The organism is Streptomyces sp. PTL18 (assembly GCF_059510295.1).
The window spans coordinates 1-16,364 of record NZ_JCAJZO010000001.1 but is presented as its reverse complement, the minus strand read 5'-3'; the positions used below and the strand labels follow the sequence as shown (position 1 = coordinate 16,364).

At 69.7% G+C, this 16,364-nt stretch carries 17 protein-coding genes and 4 pseudogenes; 11 read left to right on the top strand and 10 right to left on the bottom strand.

The window, feature by feature from the left end:
* Positions 1-68: 68 nt before the first annotated feature.
* Positions 69-1,147, bottom strand: a pseudogene (locus AC5WS8_RS00105) (IS630 family transposase).
* 82 nt (positions 1,148-1,229) lie between these two features.
* Here AC5WS8_RS00105 and AC5WS8_RS00100 point away from each other — a divergent pair.
* From AC5WS8_RS00100 to AC5WS8_RS00090, 3 genes are all read left to right on the top strand, one after another.
* Positions 1,230-1,604, top strand: a complete 375-nt coding sequence (locus AC5WS8_RS00100) for a Tn3 family transposase (RefSeq protein WP_496101903.1) — start codon at positions 1,230-1,232, stop codon at positions 1,602-1,604.
* Between the two features lie 89 nt (positions 1,605-1,693).
* Positions 1,694-2,350, top strand: a complete 657-nt coding sequence (locus AC5WS8_RS00095; RefSeq protein WP_496101149.1) for a TetR/AcrR family transcriptional regulator — start codon at positions 1,694-1,696, stop codon at positions 2,348-2,350.
* A complete protein-coding gene (locus tag AC5WS8_RS00090; protein ID WP_496101148.1) occupies positions 2,347-3,774 on the top strand; it encodes an MFS transporter in 1,428 nt (475 codons plus the stop codon). Before AC5WS8_RS00095 ends, AC5WS8_RS00090 begins: the two co-directional genes overlap by 4 nt.
* 91 nt (positions 3,775-3,865) lie before the next feature.
* Here AC5WS8_RS00090 and AC5WS8_RS00085 read toward each other — a convergent pair whose 3' ends face one another.
* Entirely contained in the window at positions 3,866-4,276 is a 411-nt protein-coding gene (locus AC5WS8_RS00085) for a (2Fe-2S) ferredoxin domain-containing protein (RefSeq protein ID WP_496101147.1), read from the bottom strand.
* Positions 4,273-6,246 carry a heavy metal translocating P-type ATPase gene (locus AC5WS8_RS00080; RefSeq protein ID WP_496101146.1) on the bottom strand — a complete coding sequence of 658 codons (1,974 nt, stop codon included), beginning with the start codon at positions 6,244-6,246 and terminating at the stop codon, positions 4,273-4,275. Before AC5WS8_RS00080 ends, AC5WS8_RS00085 begins: the two co-directional genes overlap by 4 nt.
* 95 nt (positions 6,247-6,341) lie before the next feature.
* Between AC5WS8_RS00080 and AC5WS8_RS00075 the strand changes: the two genes are divergently transcribed.
* Positions 6,342-6,731 carry an ArsR/SmtB family transcription factor gene (locus AC5WS8_RS00075; RefSeq protein ID WP_496101145.1) on the top strand — a complete coding sequence of 130 codons (390 nt, stop codon included), beginning with the start codon at positions 6,342-6,344 and terminating at the stop codon, positions 6,729-6,731.
* A 23-nt stretch (positions 6,732-6,754) separates the two neighbouring features.
* On the opposite strand, the gene AC5WS8_RS00070 is transcribed toward AC5WS8_RS00075, so the two are convergent.
* Positions 6,755-6,934, bottom strand: coding sequence for a hypothetical protein (locus tag AC5WS8_RS00070; RefSeq protein WP_496101950.1), 180 nt, complete (start codon positions 6,932-6,934; stop codon positions 6,755-6,757).
* Between the two features lie 5 nt (positions 6,935-6,939).
* On the opposite strand from AC5WS8_RS00070, the gene AC5WS8_RS00065 reads away from it, so the two are divergent.
* The 3 genes and pseudogenes from AC5WS8_RS00065 to AC5WS8_RS00055 form a co-directional block, all read left to right on the top strand.
* Positions 6,940-7,455 carry a nitroreductase family deazaflavin-dependent oxidoreductase gene (locus AC5WS8_RS00065; RefSeq protein WP_496101144.1) on the top strand — a complete coding sequence of 172 codons (516 nt, stop codon included), beginning with the start codon at positions 6,940-6,942 and terminating at the stop codon, positions 7,453-7,455.
* Positions 7,452-8,455: pseudogene (locus AC5WS8_RS00060) on the top strand (IS5 family transposase). The gene AC5WS8_RS00065 and the pseudogene AC5WS8_RS00060 overlap by 4 nt, the downstream one beginning before the upstream one ends.
* Before the next feature lie 290 nt (positions 8,456-8,745).
* A pseudogene (locus tag AC5WS8_RS00055) lies at positions 8,746-8,931 on the top strand (hypothetical protein); the annotation flags it as partial.
* A 225-nt stretch (positions 8,932-9,156) separates the two neighbouring features.
* Here the strand turns inward: AC5WS8_RS00055 and AC5WS8_RS00050 are convergent.
* Together AC5WS8_RS00050 and AC5WS8_RS00045 are read right to left on the bottom strand one after the other, a co-directional pair.
* Positions 9,157-9,888 carry an alpha/beta fold hydrolase gene (locus tag AC5WS8_RS00050; RefSeq protein WP_496101143.1) on the bottom strand — a complete coding sequence of 244 codons (732 nt, stop codon included), beginning with the start codon at positions 9,886-9,888 and terminating at the stop codon, positions 9,157-9,159.
* A gap of 300 nt (positions 9,889-10,188) precedes the next feature.
* Positions 10,189-10,839: a TetR/AcrR family transcriptional regulator gene (locus AC5WS8_RS00045; protein ID WP_496101142.1), complete on the bottom strand. Its 651-nt coding sequence runs from the start codon at positions 10,837-10,839 to the stop codon at positions 10,189-10,191.
* Positions 10,840-11,156: 317 nt separating this feature from the next.
* Between AC5WS8_RS00045 and AC5WS8_RS00040 the strand changes: the two genes are divergently transcribed.
* Both AC5WS8_RS00040 and AC5WS8_RS00035 read left to right on the top strand, forming a co-directional pair.
* Positions 11,157-11,855 (top strand): TetR/AcrR family transcriptional regulator, encoded by a 699-nt coding sequence (locus tag AC5WS8_RS00040; protein WP_496101141.1) that lies wholly within the window; start codon positions 11,157-11,159, stop codon positions 11,853-11,855.
* A gap of 385 nt (positions 11,856-12,240) precedes the next feature.
* Positions 12,241-13,155 (top strand): annotated as a pseudogene (locus AC5WS8_RS00035) (MFS transporter); the annotation flags it as partial.
* 98 nt (positions 13,156-13,253) lie between these two features.
* Here AC5WS8_RS00035 and AC5WS8_RS00030 read toward each other — a convergent pair.
* From AC5WS8_RS00030 to AC5WS8_RS00015, 4 genes are all read right to left on the bottom strand, one after another.
* Positions 13,254-13,385 (bottom strand): NIPSNAP family protein, encoded by a 132-nt coding sequence (locus AC5WS8_RS00030; protein WP_496101140.1) that lies wholly within the window; start codon positions 13,383-13,385, stop codon positions 13,254-13,256.
* A 46-nt stretch (positions 13,386-13,431) separates the two neighbouring features.
* Positions 13,432-13,581, bottom strand: coding sequence for an NIPSNAP family protein (locus tag AC5WS8_RS00025; protein WP_496101139.1), 150 nt, complete (start codon positions 13,579-13,581; stop codon positions 13,432-13,434).
* Between the two features lie 42 nt (positions 13,582-13,623).
* Positions 13,624-14,043, bottom strand: a complete 420-nt coding sequence (locus tag AC5WS8_RS00020; protein WP_496101138.1) for an SsgA family sporulation/cell division regulator — start codon at positions 14,041-14,043, stop codon at positions 13,624-13,626.
* Positions 14,044-14,372: 329 nt separating this feature from the next.
* Positions 14,373-14,810 (bottom strand): hypothetical protein, encoded by a 438-nt coding sequence (locus AC5WS8_RS00015; protein ID WP_496101137.1) that lies wholly within the window; start codon positions 14,808-14,810, stop codon positions 14,373-14,375.
* A gap of 412 nt (positions 14,811-15,222) precedes the next feature.
* On the opposite strand from AC5WS8_RS00015, the gene AC5WS8_RS00010 reads away from it, so the two are divergent.
* Entirely contained in the window at positions 15,223-15,432 is a 210-nt protein-coding gene (locus tag AC5WS8_RS00010) for a ferredoxin (RefSeq protein ID WP_496101902.1), read from the top strand.
* Positions 15,422-16,364, top strand: a 943-nt coding sequence (locus AC5WS8_RS00005; RefSeq protein WP_496101136.1) for an NAD(P)/FAD-dependent oxidoreductase, incomplete at its 3' end; no start/stop codon positions are given. The genes AC5WS8_RS00010 and AC5WS8_RS00005, both read left to right, overlap by 11 nt.

The following is a 16,364-nucleotide window of genomic DNA, read 5'->3' as shown; positions in this document are numbered from 1 at the left end:
GGCCAGTGCTGCACGCTCGCGTTCGGTGAGTTCGGGGCGACGGTCGGCCAGGTACTGACTTCGGCTCGTCAAGGTGATGCTGGGTCGTCGAGGGTCAGGCCGGTGCCGGGTATGAAGCCGCCGAGGGTGCCGGGCCGGTACTGAAGGCGCTTGAGCCGGTTGCGTACGAGTGCTTCGAGCCGGTCGAGGGCGACGACGGCGAGGTTGGCCAGGCTGCGTTTGACATGCGCCCATACCCACTCGACCGGGTTGAGGTCGGGTGAGTAGGTGGGCAGGAGGAACACCGTCAGCCACTCACGCTCGGCGATCAGCTCGCCCATGGCGCGGGAGACGTGGGTGTTCAGGCGGTCCCACACCAGCACGATGGGCGCCTTGACGAGCTGATGGACGCCGTCGACCAGCGCGATGAAGTCCCGCTCGTCCATGCTGCGACGCTTACCTTTGCCCGCCCGGTGGGTGCGCGGGCGGTGGGCACAACCGGGTCCGGGAGTGGGGCCGCACGGCGATCAGCCCGGCCACGGACAGGCGTCCCGAGCGCCGACCGCTCACCGTCACCTGCGGAGTCACTCCGCGTCGGCCCCAGGTGCGTCCCCTGGGTGGCCGGCGGGTGAAACCTGCCTCGTCCTCGAAGCAGATGTAGCCCCCGCAGGCCGCCCGGGCACTTTTACCTCGGCCCAGGTCGCCTCCTTCTACGCGGTGACGGCCCGCTCGTCGCGCTCGGCAACCCGCCGCGCGGGGACCTGCGGACTGAAGCCGAGCCGGTGCATCAACCGAGTGGCCCCCGAGACGCTGTAGGAGACGTGAAACTTCCTGCCGATCAGCGTGGCCACCCGCGCCGCGGTCCACACCTGGTCCTCCACCCAGCCGTGCGCGGCCGGCCCCTGCTCCAGATACACCGCCAGCTTCTGAAGACAGTGCCGGGACAGACGGCACCGCGAACCGCTCGGACCCCGGGAGGCCAAAGCCTGCACACCACCGTCCCGCCACAACTGGTGCCACTGGTAGGTCGACTTCGGGCTCACCCGCAGGCGCCGTGCCACCTCCATCGGCTGATCTGCTGCTCGAACAGCTCGGCCGCCTGCATCCGCACGGTCTCCCGACGCTTGCGTCCCGCAGCCGTCAGCCCGCCCCCATCCGCGTATCTCACACAGCAAGGGATACGGCCACCACCCCAGACCCATCAGGGACTTCGCCGAAGTTCACCCTGACGAGCCGAAGCCAGTAACTACCTGGCCAGCCCCGGCCTGCGTCGAGAGGTCCACGGCGGGCTCCAGGTCGTGGAGAACTGGAACAGCGCGAACACCGTCCTGCACTACGGCAAGGACGGCGCCCTGACCGGCCCGGACAAGGAACACGCCGAGACCTCGATGCTCGCCCCGCACCTGCTCCAGAGCAGTCTCGTACATATCAACACCCTGCTGCTTCAGCGGGTACTCGCCGAGCCGGCCTGGGCGAAGAAGCTGAGCGACGAGGACCGGCGTGGGCTGACCGCGCTGTTCTGGTCGAACATCAACCCGTACGGCACGTTCCGCCTCGACATGAACAAGCGCCTCGACCTGTCAGGCGTGACCATTCCCGGTCAGCGTGCCGCCGTGAGCGAGTGAGCCGAGGCGGCCCCCGCCACCCGCTGAGCAGAATGATCACTCACGCCAATGAGTAGACAGTGTCTACGAATGCATGGTAGACACCGTCTATGACTGATGGGAGCTCCCTTCGGGAGCGGTTGATCGATGTCGGGGTCGACCTTGTGCTGTCCGAGGGCTCCGCGTCCGTGGGTCTGCGGGAAATAGCCCGTCGAGCGGGGGTGTCGCACGGGGCGCCGCGTCGGTACTTCCCCACGCACCACGCGCTGCTCTCGGCTATCGGCCGTCGCGGCTTCGAGGATCTCGCAGCCATGTTCGAGGTCGCGGTCGCCGGCACGAGCACACCGCGCGGCCAGTTGGAGGCTCTTGCGCGGGCGTACGTCGGGTACGCACTGGAACGCCGCGGCATGTTCGAACTCATGTGGCGGCACGACCTGCTCGACGGCGCGGCGCAGGCATCAGACCAACCGAGGCTGCGCGAGTCGACCCTCCCGCTGTTCGGACACTTCACCGGACTCGTCGCCCGATGCCGATCGGAGCGGGATGCCGCGCGACGCGCCGACGAGCCGAACGAGGCCGGACCGCCGCCTGCGGTGACCGCCGCCGCTCTGTGGTCAAACCTGCACGGCATCGCCCAGCTGTGGGCCTGGGGCAGCTTGCAACTCGCCCTCGGCGCCCCACCGCTGGACGGCGACCCCGACGACAACCAACGCGACCGGCTCATCGCGGCAGTTCTGGACGCCCACCTCGGCCCGGTGACCTCATGACCACACCCGCACAGCGGCAGATTGCACTTCTGGTCAGCGTGGTCGGCGCGGTGATCGTCGCACTGGACGGAACCATCCTGCTCATGGCGCAGCCCGGCATGCAGCGTGATCTCGGCGCGAGCGTGGCGCAGATCCAGTGGACGAGCACCGGCTATCTGGTCGCCGCGGCCGCATTACTCGTGATCGCCGGGCGCCTCGGAGATCGGCACGGGCACCCGCGCCTGCTGTTCGTCGGCGTCCTCGGTTTCGGGGCCGCCTCGGCCGGGATCGCGCTCGCGCCGGCCGTCGGCTGGGTGATCGTCCTGCGCGCGGTGCAGGGCGGGTTCGCCGCGTTCCTGCAACCTGCGACGCTCGCGCTGCTACGGCTGGCGTATCCCGCGGACCGGCTCGGCAAGCCGATCGCCATCCGCACCAGTGCGATCGCGGTGGCGGCAGGGTCCGGTCCGCTCCTGGGCGGTGTTCTCGTGGCTCATCTGGGATGGCGCGCCGTCTTCTGGGTCAACGTGCCCCTCGCGTTCGTCATCGCCGTCCTCGCCCTCGCCGTACGGAGGTCGGCACCTCAACGTGCCAACTCTCCACGGCTCAACCTCACCAGCGCGGGCCTGCTAGCGGTCGCGCTCGCCATCCTGGTCCACGCCTTGGCCGATGTACCCGCGCGGGGATGGACCGCCGCGCTGACGCTGCTCGAATGCCTCGCCGTCATCGGCGTCGCAACGGTGCTCACCTGCCACGAACGCCGCACCACCCACCCGATCGTTCCGCCGGCCGTGGCGCGGTCCGTACCGGTGACCGCGTCGATGGCGATCCTGCTGGTCACCACCGCCGGCCTGTTCGGCGCGCTGTTCAGGGCCACCTTCTACCTCCAGGACGTACTTCGACTCGACCCACTCGACAGCGGTCTGCGGGTACTCCCGCTGACCGTGCTCATGGTCCTCGGCTCACCTGCGGCGGTTGCCGCACTACGCCGGTACGGTGCGCGCCGCACCGCGATCGCCGGTACGGTCCTCGTCGTGGTCGGCATCGCGGGGCTGTCCCGGCTCGGTTCCGCCAGCACATGGATGGCCGTGGCTGCAGCCTTCGCCGCCATCGGTGCCGGGTTCGCCACCGTGATGGTCACCGCCACCGGGACCGTCGTCGGTGACGCGCCGCCCGGGTACGCCGGGGTCGTCAGCGGACTCAAGCAGACCGCCATGAATATCGGGCCGACCCTCGGCATCGCCGTCGCGGCCAGCGCAGCCGGCACGGCTGCTTCAACCATGAACTCCACACTGCTGATCCTGGCCGCACTCGTCGCTCTCGGCCTGCTGCCCGCGTCGCGGCTGCCCCGGCGCCCGGCCCACCAAGAAGGAGACGACACGACCGCCTCACGCCCGGCGCAAGCACCAACACCACAGGCAGCACCCGCTCGACACTCAAACAGTTGAGCAACCGCCGAACACACCCAGGCTGATCCGGTCATGCATCAGACCGATCTTCCGTGTCGGCAAACGATCGTTTGCCGACAGGCAGGCTCCTTCATGCGTCGTCGTGGAGTTCGGCCTGAACGCGCCGGGAGGGGCGGAAGGTGTAGAGGTCCAGGATGTCGGGCGGGTCGGCGAGGCCGGGGCCGCCGTCTCGGACCCAGGTGGTGATGTCGGTGGTGGCCTCGGGGTCGTTCACGAGGCCGAGCCAGACGGGGCGTCCGCCGTTCTTGCGGCCGGCCGCCGAGGGCTGGACGACGATGACGTTGGCGCGCTCGCACGCGTCGAGGCAGTCGGTGACGCGTACGGTCGCGGCGTTGTCGAGGGCCTGACGCAGGTCGCGGAGCTGTGCGGTGTGGTCGAGGCCGGGGATCTTGGGGCTGCCGCAGCAGCAGCCGCGGCAGACAGTGACGGTGGGCCGTGCGGCGCCCGGGGCGGGGGCCGCACGGCGGGTGCGTTTGCTCACGCGGTGTCCTTGCCGATGCGGGGCCAGGCTGCTTCGCGCAGCAGGCGCAGGCCGTTGAGGCCGACGATGACAGTGGAGCCTTCGTGGCCGGCGACGCCGAGGGGCAGGGGGAGGGTGCCGATCAGGTCCCAGGCGACCAGGACGATGATGAACGCGCCGGCGATGACGAGGTTCTGGACGACGAGGCGGCGGGCGGTGCGGGAAAGCTGCACGATGGCCGGGATGGTGGCCAGTTCGTCGCGGACGACGACGGCGTCGGCGGTCTCCAGGGCGAGGTCGGAGCCGGCCTTGCCCATCGCGATCCCGGAGTGGGCGGCGGCCAGCGCGGGGGCGTCGTTGACGCCGTCGCCGACCACCAGTGTCCGGCGCCCTTCGGCCTCCCACTGCTTGACCGCGGCGACCTTGTCCTGCGGGAGGAGTCCGGCGCGGACGTCGGTGATGCCGACCTCGGCGGCCAGGTGGCGGGCGGCGCGTTCGTTGTCGCCCGTCAGGAGGACGGGGGTGCAGCCGGTCAGCTCGGTGAGCGCGGCCACGGTCGCCGCCGCGTCGGGCCGCAGCCGGTCGGCGATGCCCAGCACCCCTACGACCGTGCCGTCTTGCAGGACGGCCACCGCGGTGCGCCCGGCGTCCTCCAGCTCGCCCACCAGCGCCCGGGCCGGGTCGCCGGCGGTGCCTGCCAGGCGGGAGGGGGAGCCGACCTGGACGGTGCGACCGCCGACGGTGGCGGTGACGCCCTGGCCGGGTACGGAGGAGAAGTCCTCGGCGCCGGACAGGCGGATGCCTCGTCCACGGGCGGCGTCGACGACCGCGCGGGCGAGGGGGTGTTCGCTGGGGTGCTCGGCGGCGGCGGCGAGGGCGAGCAGCGTGGCCTCGTCCAGGCCGGTGCCGGGCAGGGGGCGGATGTCGGTGACGTGCGGGGTGCCCTCGGTGAGGGTGCCGGTCTTGTCCAGAGCGACGGTGTCGATCTGGCCGAGGCGCTCCATGACGACGGCCGACTTGGCCAGCACACCGCGCCGTCCGGCGTTGGCGATGGCGGACAGCAGTGGCGGCATGGTGGAGAGCACGACCGCGCACGGCGAGGCCACGATCATGAAAGTCATGGCGCGCAGCAGGGCCGACTGGAGCCCGTCGCCGAAGGCGAGAGGCACGGCGAATACGGCGAGGGTCGCAATCACCATGCCGATCGAGTAGCGCTGCTCGATCTTCTCGATGAACAGCTGGGTGGGGGCCTTGGTCTCGGAGGCTTCCTCGACCATCTTCACGATCCGGGCGATCACCGAGTCAGACGGGTCTCGCTCGACGCGTACCCGCAGCGCGCCCGTGCCGTTGACGGTGCCGGCGAAGACCTCGTCCCCGGCCTGCTTGGCCACCGGCAGCGGCTCGCCGGTGATGGTGGCCTGGTCGACGTCGGAGGTCCCGTCGGTCACCTGGCCGTCCGCGCCGATCCGCTCCCCGGGCCGCACCAGGATCGTGTCGCCGACGTGGAGGGAGTCGGAGGGCACGCTCTCCTCGCCGCCGCCGGGCAGGAGCCGCGTCGCGGTGGTCGGCGCGAGGTCGAGAAGGCCGCGCACCGAGTCGGCGGTCCGGGCAGTCGCGACCGCTTCCAGGGCGCCGGAGGTGGCGAAGATGACGATCAGCAGCGCGCCGTCGAGGACCTGGCCGATGGCGGCCGCGCCGAGCGCGGCCACCACCATCAGCAGATCCACGTCCAGGGTCTTGTCCTTGAGGGCCTTCAGCCCCTCCCGTCCCGGCTCCCAGCCGCCTGTGATGTAGGTGGCGGCGAACAGCGCACCCCACAGCCAGGCCGGGCCGCCCGTCAGGTGGACGGGCAGAGCGATCAGGAACAGGACCAGCGCAGCCAGCGCCCACCAGGCCTCCGGCAGCGCCAGGACCCTCGTCCGTCGCCGCGGCGACACCGGACGCGGGCTGGCGACGGGCGGCGCGGGCCGCTGGTCGAGGACTGAAGACATGGCAAAAACAACCCTTCACGGGCGGGCTGGGGCAACACCTCCACCATACAGGAACGTATGAATAGGTCTTCAGGTGTCATGGGTATGATGGCCTCATGGGCCACGGAACGGACAGTGCCGGCAACGCCACCACGCGCGAGCGCCTCGACGCGGTGGGAACCGTCGACGTCGCAGCCACCCTCCAGGCCCTGGCCACGCCCTCGCGGCTGCACATCCTGGCCCGGCTCCAGGAAGGCCCATGCTCGGTCAGCGACCTCGCCGAAGCCGTCGGGATGGAAGCCTCCGCCTGCTCCCACCAGCTGCGCCTGCTGCGCAACCTCGGCCTGGTCACCGGCGAACGCCACGGACGGTCGATCGTCTACGCCCTCTATGACAACCACGTCGCCGAACTGCTCGACCAGGCGCTCTACCACGTCGAGCACCTACGCCTCGGCGTCCGCGACACCCCCGCCCGCACCGCCGAACCGGCCGCTGCCGGGCAGTAGCGGCGCACCGCGCCCGCACCGGCTCAGTCCTGCCCGGCTTCCTCGTCCTCGTCCGCATCCGGCGCGGTCCGGGTCGCGCAGCGGGCGCAGGGCTCCGGCGGCCGGGAGCTGGGCGGTGAAGCGGCGATGTCCTCTTCCCGGATCTCGTGGCCCTCGGCACGGAGCTGGGCGACGGCGGCGTCGATGTACTTCGTCGTCCGCACGGCGGGTGCCGGCGCTGCTTGTGCTCGCCATCGTCTACCGCGTGCTGAAGGCCGCCCACAACAGGCCGACCGGCGCCGCACCGCACCAGCACAGTCGCTTCGACCGGGCGGTGCTCTCCCAGGTGTCGCGCGCCATCAGGCTCCTGGTCCGCTCCGGCGTCCGGCTCGGCCCGGTGATGATGCTGACCGTGCGCGGCCGCAAGAGCGGCCAGCCGCGCACCAACCCGGTGGACCTGTTCGAACACGACGGACGCCGGTGGCTCGTCGCCACCCACGACGCAGACGCGCAGTGGGTGCGCAACCTCCGCGCGGCCGGCGAGGGATCAGTCTCCCGCGCACGCCGAGAGTACGCCTTCACCGCGGTGGAGTTGCCGCAGGACGAAGCCGCAGCAGTACTGCGGGAGGCCCTGGGGCCCCGGCTGGCCCGGCCCATCGGCGGCTTAGGGCGCGTATCGGGTCGTGATCAATCTGCGGGATGTGCCTTCGTGGCATGGTCTGGTCCGGTAGACCGTTGTACGTGACGCGAGTGCAACTGACCGACCCGGCATGGGAGTTCATCGAGCCGTACCTGCCGATCGGCGAGTACGGCCCGTACCCCGAGCGGCTGCGGCAGCAGTTCGAGGGCGTGATCTGGCGGTTCAAGACGGGCGGTCAGTGGCGGGAGATGCCGACAGAGTTCGGTGCATGGTCAACCGTCCACAACCGGTTCCGGCAGTGGCGTGACGCCGGGGTCTTCGAGGCCCTGCTGGAGGGCCTGATCGCGGAAGCCGCGAAGCGCGGTGAGGTGGACCTGTCCCTGGTCAGCATCGACTCCACCACCGCCCGTGCCCACCACGACGCGGCCGGGATGCACCTCGACGAGGACGTCGTCACCGCCCTGGAGAAAGCCGCCGTCGAGGAGGAGACGGCCAGGTCAAAGGGGGCGGCCTCGAAGAACAAAGAGGGCAGGAGACCGAAAGCGATCCAGCGCGGGAAGAACGACGACGCGTCCGGCGGCGGCGGAAACTCCGGCTGAAGGCCGCCCTCCTCGGACGCTCCAGGGGCGGGCAGACCAGCAAGGTCCATCTCGCCGCCGACCGCAAGTGCCGCCCGCTGGCGTTCATCCTGACCGCGGGCCAGGCGGCGGACAGCCCACAGTTCATCCCCGTCCTGAAGAAGGTGCGGGTGCGCGGGCCCGTCGGCCGCCCCCGCACCCGGCCGGACGCAGTCGCCGGAGACAAGGCTTACTCGTCTCGCGGCAACCGTGCCCACCTGCGCAAACGCGGTATCAAGGCGGTCATCCCGGAGAAGAAGGACCAAGCCGCCAACCGGAAGAAGAAGGGCAGCGGAGGCGGTAGGCCCGTCAGTCACGACACCGAGCTCTACAAGGAACGGAACACCGTCGAGCGGGCGATCAACAGGATGAAGGCATGGCGAGGCATCGCCACCCGCTACGACAAGACCCCGGGGAGCTACCTCGCCGGACTCCACCTCCGGGCGTCCGTGATCTGGATCAAGGACCTCACACGAGCGACCCCTTGATCACAACCGAATACGCTCCCTAGTCCTGCGCCGGACACTCGCCCTGCCGCCCCACGCCACACCCCAGACGTTCACCGCGGCCGCCGCAGAGCACCCCGTCTTCGAACTCACCCCTGCGCGGCGCGGACGAGCAGCAGGAGCGGCCCGTCGCACGGCGGCCGGTCAACGTCCCCGCCCCTCACCGTCGGCGCCGGCGTCTTGGTTGCTCTCGCCCACGTCGTCCTGGGGGCCAAGGCCCCACCCGGATCACATGGGAACCCATACACCACTTCTCAGGACGCAACCCGCCGCCGGCAAAGAAGCATCACAACCTCACCGTCAAGACCCTCGGCCGCCTGAAGGACACATCCGGGTTCGGCCTGTTGCCCCGCTGCTGGGTCGTCGAACACTCGCGGGCCCGGACGATGGACGCCCATCGTCATGCGAACGCCCGCCGTCATGCGAGAGATCACGAACGGCACATCCAGCACTCGGACCGCAGTGGCGCAACAGTGCGGCCCTGTCGCAGGGCGTAGGCGTACTCGGTGCGGTGAGCCGCACGTCAACGCCGTCCACAATGAGACCCTCGCCGTCTTCGGCACGAGCGCCCGCCCCCTCTGCGGTGTGCACGGCGGTGCGGGAGCCTTCCCGTACGCGTCGGGCGGTACGGCGCCAGCGCCGCCCGACGCGCACCCACGGGCGCTCTCGGCGGGGCGCGCCAGTCACCCCCTGGAGGCGCTCCAGTGTTCCTCGAGGGCGGCGGCGACCTCGGCCGGCCTCTGGATCGGCGTCCAGTGGCTGCTGTCCAGCCTCAGAAAGCGGGTGGCGCGTACGGCCGCGGCCATCTTCTCGCCGAACTCGACGGGGCAGACTGGGTCGAACGCCCCCCAGAACACCAGGGACGGTCCGGCCAGGTACGCGAGATCCGGTTCCCACTCCGCACCGACGGTCAATGCGGAACGGTAGAGCTTGAGGATGCTGTCGCGCATGATCTCGTCCACGCGGCGGGCCGTCTGTTCGGCCGGCTCAGCCGGGATCTGGAGGTTGTCGGTCAGGTCCTTGGCGAACGCGGCGGCGTCGTACTCCTCGGCCCAGCGGTCGCCCGCGACGGGGTCCTGCCACAGCTTGGCCAGCGGATGCCAGTCGTACTCGGCGCTGACCGGGCCGTTGCTGCCGGCCCATGTGCGGATCAGATCCGGCCGTACGGAAGCCACGCGCGCGGTGAGGAGGCAGCCCCAGTCGTGGCCGACCAGGTCGACCGGCTCGCCGAGTGCCTCCAACCGCTCGATGAGCCAGGAGACGTACTCCTCCTTGGTGCAGTGGAAGCCCTCGGGTCGCGGCCAACCGAAACCGGGCAGGTCCCAAGCCTCCACGTCGCTGCGGGTCAGGTGCTCGCGGATGCCGTCCCACACATGGTGGGTGTCGGGTACGCCGTGGATGAGAACGGCAGGCATGACTGAACTCCTACAAGGGTGAAATTTCTGAACAGATGCGAAACAGTGACACAGGAAGGGTGAAGACGCGGAAGTGTCGTGCCGCAGGCACGCGCCTCCGCGCCGACGCGGACTGGGACCGGGTGCCACGGGCACTTCCCGCCTGCAGCGTCTCGATCGACGCTGGTCAACGAGCCGGTACGGCGTCCTGACCGGGGCGGCCACCAGTACGGTGCACCGTGCGGAAACCGCTGTGCGGGATGTCGACCGGATCGCCGGGCCTGCTCGCCCGTCGCAGCCGGGCATCGCTCCGGCATGTCGTCACCGCATGGGAGAAACCTCGTGCTCGTGCAACATGGCTCGGATCCGGCGCGATGCGATCTGTGGTGCTACGCCGGCGGCGACGAGGAACGCGGTCGCCGCAGCCTCACCCGTGGGATCCGTCCAGGTGGACACAGCGTTCTCCTCGGCGAGTGCCAGCATCAGTGCTTCCAGCGCCTGGGCGAGGACAGGCGCGGGGACATGGTTCGCGAACACGCCTTCGTACTGGCCACGTCGTATGGCTGTGATGGCCTCTTCGCGGGCCGGTGCCAAAATGATGCGGACCGTCTCCCCTCCCAGATGGCGGCGACTCAAAGAGATGAGCATGCGGTACTGGTCGGCCACCGACCATGCCGCCAGGGCCATCCGCGCCATCGCCTCCAGCGGATCAGCACCTCTGACACGGGCTGCGGCGAGCGCCCGGTGGATCGCCTGGCCTGCTTCCTGCGTCAGGTCGGCGACCAGCGCTTGCCGACTGGAGAAGTGTCCGTAGAGGGTGCGCCGCGCAACGCCGGCTGCCCGAGCGATGCTGTCGAGACTCGCATCGGGGTCATCCCGCAGCTTCTGCCGGGCGGTGGTGAGAATGCGTCGGCGGTTCGAGCAAGCATCCCTGCGCTGCACGGTGTGGCCCGGTGCGTCGGTCGTGTGCATGGTTCCGTCTCCACGGGTTCTGGTTGCCGGAAAGCCGTGGGCGCCGGTGCTCCCTCACGCACCGGCGCCCACTCTGGGCCCGGCCCGGCCCGGCCCTGTCCGGCGACGGCCAGTACCGCCACGGCTTGCTCCTCTGCGTGGAGGGGACGGGCAAGGGCGCGCTGCGCATGTCGATGCCGTGGCGCCGCCGGAAACATACGTCGTATGGAATTGAAACCGTACGCGGTACGGAAAGCAGAGCGCAACCCGGACGGAAGTGCGACCGCAGTGGCGAAGATCAGTTCCATACGGTGTATGGCACTGGTACCGTACGTGGTATGGAAAAGTCGAGGCGTCCCCCACGGGGAACCAGGAAGAGGGACGTACCCCTGACCGAGGCCGGGATCCATGCCGCCGCCCTGCGGCTCATCGACGCGGACGGGGTCGAGTCGCTCACCATGCGCAAGCTCGCGACCGTGCTCGATGCGAACCCGATGTCGCTGTACCACCACGTGTCGAACAAGGAAGCCGTGCTGCGCGGCGTGACGAGAAGGGTCGGCGCCCGGTTCCGCACTGTGACGCTGGAGGACGCCCCCTGGCAGGAGCGCATCCGTCTGCTCGCCACGGACTTCCGGACGCTGGCACACCGTCACCCCAAGCTGATGGTCTACTCGTTCAGCCACCAGCCCGACGACCCGTTCTGGACCGCGCTCACGGCGATCGTGGCGGCCGCCGGGGTACCGCGGTCGGAGGCCCCGGAGATTGCGGCGCTGATCGCCGCCGTCGTCGTCGGTGTCCTCACCGCCGAACTCAACGGCTCGCTCCACCAGTGGTCGACCCTCAAGCCCCCCGGCCCCGACGCCGACGAAGACGGGGCCGCGGACGCAGAGTCCGGCTCTTCGGATGCAGCCCCTGAGGGCCCTGATCAGGACCACATGTTCCGCCTCGTGATGGACACGCTGATCACGGGCTTGGAAAGCCGGCTCGCCGACGATCCGGACGGCCGGGCGCGCCGACCTCTGAGCCAGTCATCCTGAGGCGCTGCGCCCCAGGCACTGGCGCCTGAGGCGCGCCCCGCAGTCGGGCGATGTCAGGCTGCGACACGCGGGAGCCCCCGTCACATTGGGTGAGACCGCCCGGCGGGGTGGTTCCACATCCAGCCTCTACACGGCAGCCGTATGCCGACGCTGCACCGTGAAATGACCATGGTCGTCGGCTTGTTCCTGGTCTCCCTCCTGAAGGGGGAGACCGTCGGCCTCGTCGAGCTGAATCACCCGCGTTCAGCGAGGCGGCTTCGCCGCCGAGTGCTCCCGCCCGTGAGCGCGAAGTGGCGCCCCGTACCGGATGAGCCCTACCCGATCTCTCGATCCATTCCTTTCTCTCTTCCTCCATCCCCCATCCGCTGTCCGGAGGGCTGCCCCCATGGCCCAGAACGCCACCTTCGCCGCTTGCGGCGCCGAGACCACACCTGAGAATGCGTCTGTCGACCCGTCGCACCGGCGTCTCTGGTGGATTCTGCTGGTTATATCCAGGTCGATGCTGATGGGTGTCCTCGACGGCACCATCGTGAACGTCGCCCTGCCGTCCGCCCAGCACGACCTGGGCTTCTCGGACGCCTCTCGGCAGTGGGTGGTCACCGCCTACGCGCTGGCCTTCGGCAGCCTGCTGCTGCTCGGCGGCAGGGTCGCGGACCTGGTCGGGCAGAAGGTGACGTTCCTGGTGAGGTTGGTCGGCTTCGCGGCCGCTTCCATGGTGGCGGGCGCGGCGAACGGTTTCGCCACGCTCGTCATCGCGCGCGCCGTCCAGGGCCTGTTCGCCGCCCTGCTGGCCCCGTCCGCGCTGTCGATCCTGATGACCACCTTCACCGATTCGCGCGAGCGGGCGAAGGCCTTCACCGTGGCGGGCTCGGTCGCCGGTGCCGGCGGAGTCGTCGGCCTGATTCTCGGCGGTGTGCTGACCCAGTACCTGGACTGGCGCTGGACCATGTACGTCAACGTGATCTTCGCGGTGGTGGCGTTCGTCGGTGGGGCGGCCCTGCTGCACCGCACCCCGCGCGACACGTCCTCCGAGCTCGACGTCCCCGGCACCCTGCTGGCCTCCATTGGCCTCTTCTGCCTGGTCTACGGTTTCTCGAACGCCGAAACGCACGGCTGGGGCTCGCCCGCGACCTGGTGCATGCCGGCGGCCGGCGCCGTACTGGTGGCCCTCTTCGCCTGGTGGCAGACCAGGGCGCCGTATCCGCTGATGCCCCTGCGAGTCCTGCTGGACCGCAACCGCGGCGCCTCCTTCGCCGCCCTCTTCGTCACCGGCGCGGGCATGTTCGTCGTGTTCCTGTTCACCGGTGCCACCTCATGTCCTGTGCCGGGCATTCTCCCCCCGTGACAAGGGTTATTGGACGCCGACCCCATGCCGAGGCACCGGCCGCGCGGGAACCGTCAGCGCAAGGGTGAGTCGGCGGAGGGTGTCAGCACGGTTTCGGTGACGCCGACGATCTGACTGAGGTCGAAGCCCTCCATGTCGGCGCGGAATTCCGGGCTGGCCAGGTACGCGTGCAGTCGCTCCTGCACGTCGTCGGCGTCATGGTAGGAGACGAGGACGTACAGCTGGGGCGTCTCACTTCCGGAGCCGCGGCACCGTCCAGATGCCCTGCGTGGTGATCCGATGCTTCGCCATACCGGGGATGTGCCTGGACCAGATGTTCTCGTAGGCGACGAGCGCCTCAGGGCTGCACAACGTGTAGACACGGAGCTGGTACCGGGACATGGACACTCGTTCCGTTTCTGTCTGGGCGCGGACGGTCAGTGGTCAGCTTGGCGAGAGCAGGTACGCCAGTTCGGCGTCCCAGTCGATGCGTCCGGCTTCGGTGCCCCGTGGCACCAGAGCCTCCGTGCTCTCCAGGAATGCCTTGACGTCCTGTACGGGAACCTCGAGCAGGGCGGTGCCCGCGCGAGACCCGAGAGCGATGTACATGGCCTGGTCGCCGCGGCCGGCGGCCGACCAGATCCGGACGTCCCCATGACCTGCGGAACCTTTCAGACCATCGGCCAGAAGAGCACGTCCCAGGACCCATTCGACAGGCTCGTCACTATGTGGGAAGAAGGCGGCACGAACGACATAGGGATCGGCGGGCTCGTATCGCAGACGCATACACAGGGGCAGCGAGTAGGTGCGCGAGACGACGAGCTGCGCGGTCACCACCCGGACCACGGTCCTCAAAGACTCCATCGGCGTTCACTCCAAGGCACCCCCCTTGCCCTCGGCTGCGCCCCGGCGCTCGTGGCGACGAAGACGCGTCGAAGGAAGAGGGCTTCAGCAGGGGCTCGGGCGCCGGATAGCATCGCGGACCGCGCGAGTCGTGGCGTCGCGGCAGCTGGGCGACGCGCGCCTGCGGCACAAGGTGGATGCCGACAGGCAGGTTCAAGGGCCTCGCTCAATCGCCCGCCGGGGCGGCGGTCAGGGATTCGCTGATCCTTGACCAGCGGTCGCATCCCTGCCGCCGACGGCATCAAGGCAAGGGGCACGGCTCCCGCTCATGGGCACAGGCGGGACCTGTCTCACTGGTCACCGTGGTCCCGGCCGTAGTGGTCCCAGCTCAGGTAGTCGCAGTCGCCGCGGTACTGGTCGTGGTGGTACCAGTTTCGGCCGTCGCGCTCGTAGCGGTTCCAGTTGTGCCGGTACGACCTGTCGGACTTCCACCCGCGCCCCTCGTCGTCCCAGCGGTAGCAGCGACCGTCGCGGCTGTGCCAGGACGAGTCCGTGACACGGTCGTCGTGGTGCCAGCCACGGTTCTCGTCCCAGCAATAGCCCTGCTCGATCAGGTAGCCGACACCGTGGTCCCACCGGTAGTCGGCGGCGTTGACGCCGGCCGACCGCTGGACGTGCACGGGTGCAGTAGTCGCGGCCGAAGCGGTGCCCCCGGCACCGACAACGGCGACACCGGCGACCGCCACGGAGGAAACAGCGACAGCAATCCGCTTCGTGAGCTTCTTCATGATCTTTCCTTCCGGTTGGTGTGATCTGCACCAGTTGGTGTGATCTGCGCCAACGGCTGCTTGCGGGCGATGTGAGGCGCCTGGCGTTGTCTGGCGTTGATCAGCCAAGCAGTTCCATACGTTGTATGGAATCGCCCTGCCAGGATAACCATACGCCGTATGGAAATGAGGGGGCGGTGACAGTGACTCGGGTCACCCGGACGAGCTGACTGCGGCGCGCACCACTCCTTCGTCGAGGTGTCACCGCTGAACGCTGATGAGCAACTGGAAGGTTCTCCCCAGGAATTCATTCATCTCCCTCTCATCGTGCTGGCCCCCATCCCGGCTCTCGAGCACAAGGCGTGCAGGCACCCGGGTCTGGCCCCATGCTGGAGATGAGGGGGGCGTGACAACGGAGGAAGAAGTGGTGGAGATGCGGACCGTTGTCGACCTCACACGCTGTCAGGGCTATGCGCAGTGCGTGTTCCTCGCACCGGACGTGTTCGAGCTGCACGGCGAGGAGGGGCTGCTGTACGCCACGGCCGTGCCGGACGACCAGGTGGAGCGTGTGCGCCAGGCTGCGGCGGCGTGCCCGGTGCAGGCGATCCTCCTCGGGGAAGAGGTGAGGACCGGTGCCCGGTGACCTGAAAGACGGCCGCATCGTCATCGTCGGCGCGTCGCTGGCCGGTCTGAGGGCTGCGGAGGCGTTGCGCGGGGAAGGGTTCACGGGCTCACTGACGGTGGTCGGGGACGAGCCCCATGCGCCCTACGACCGGCCGCCGCTGTCCAAGCAGGTGCTGCTGGGCCAGGCGACGGCGGACACCCTCGAGCTGCCGATGCGGCGGGATCCGGACGCCGAGTGGCGCCTCGGCGTGCGCGCCACCGGTGTGGACCCGCTGGCGAAACGGGTACTGCTGGCCGACGGTGAGTCGCTGCCGTACGACCGGCTGCTGATCGCCACCGGAACCCGCGCGCGGCCCTGGCCCAACCCGGACGAAGGGGCCCTGGACGGGGTGTTCACCCTGCGCACGCGCGAGGACGGCGCGGGACTGGCCGAGCGGCTGGCCGCGAGGCCGGAGCGGGTACTGGTGATCGGCGGGGGCTTCACCGGCTCCGAGATCGCCTCGGCCTGCCGGGAACTGGGCCTTGAGGTGACCGTCGCAGAACGCGGCCCCGCACCCCTGGTAGGTGCGCTCGGCGGCACCCTGTCCAAGCTCGCCGCCGTCATGCAGCGCAACCACGGCGTCGACCTGCGCACCGGGGTGACGGTCACCGCCCTGAACGGCAACGGAAGCTTCACCGGTGCGCAGCTGTCCGACGGCAGCCGCGTCGACGCCGACGTGTGCGTCGTGGCCCTGGGCGCCCTCCGCAACGTCGAATGGCTGGCCGAGTCCGGGCTGGCGGCGGGCCCGCGCGGCATCGCCTGCGACGCCGGATGCCGGGCCTTCAACATGTACGGGATCGTCACCGACGACGTCTTCGTGGCCGGCGACGTCTCCCGCTTCCCCCACCCGCTCTTCGGCTACCAGATGCTCTCCCTTGAACACTGGGGCAACGCGGTCGAGCAGGCCGAGG

What these genes read in the sequence shown, in the direction of transcription:
- AC5WS8_RS00095 (WP_496101149.1), top strand. Translation starts at nt 1,694, where the DNA reads ATGACTGATGGGAGCTCCCTTCGGGAGCGGTTGATCGATGTCGGGGTC.
- AC5WS8_RS00090 (WP_496101148.1), top strand. Translation starts at nt 2,347, where the DNA reads ATGACCACACCCGCACAGCGGCAGATTGCACTTCTGGTCAGCGTGGTC.
- AC5WS8_RS00080 (WP_496101146.1), bottom strand. Translation starts at nt 6,246, where the DNA reads ATGTCTTCAGTCCTCGACCAGCGGCCCGCGCCGCCCGTCGCCAGCCCG.
- AC5WS8_RS00075 (WP_496101145.1), top strand. Translation starts at nt 6,342, where the DNA reads ATGGGCCACGGAACGGACAGTGCCGGCAACGCCACCACGCGCGAGCGC.
- AC5WS8_RS00050 (WP_496101143.1), bottom strand. Translation starts at nt 9,888, where the DNA reads ATGCCTGCCGTTCTCATCCACGGCGTACCCGACACCCACCATGTGTGG.
- AC5WS8_RS00045 (WP_496101142.1), bottom strand. Translation starts at nt 10,839, where the DNA reads ATGCACACGACCGACGCACCGGGCCACACCGTGCAGCGCAGGGATGCT.
- AC5WS8_RS00040 (WP_496101141.1), top strand. Translation starts at nt 11,157, where the DNA reads ATGGAAAAGTCGAGGCGTCCCCCACGGGGAACCAGGAAGAGGGACGTA.
- AC5WS8_RS00025 (WP_496101139.1), bottom strand. Translation starts at nt 13,581, where the DNA reads ATGTCCCGGTACCAGCTCCGTGTCTACACGTTGTGCAGCCCTGAGGCG.
- AC5WS8_RS00020 (WP_496101138.1), bottom strand. Translation starts at nt 14,043, where the DNA reads ATGGAGTCTTTGAGGACCGTGGTCCGGGTGGTGACCGCGCAGCTCGTC.
- AC5WS8_RS00015 (WP_496101137.1), bottom strand. Translation starts at nt 14,810, where the DNA reads ATGAAGAAGCTCACGAAGCGGATTGCTGTCGCTGTTTCCTCCGTGGCG.
- AC5WS8_RS00010 (WP_496101902.1), top strand. Translation starts at nt 15,223, where the DNA reads ATGCGGACCGTTGTCGACCTCACACGCTGTCAGGGCTATGCGCAGTGC.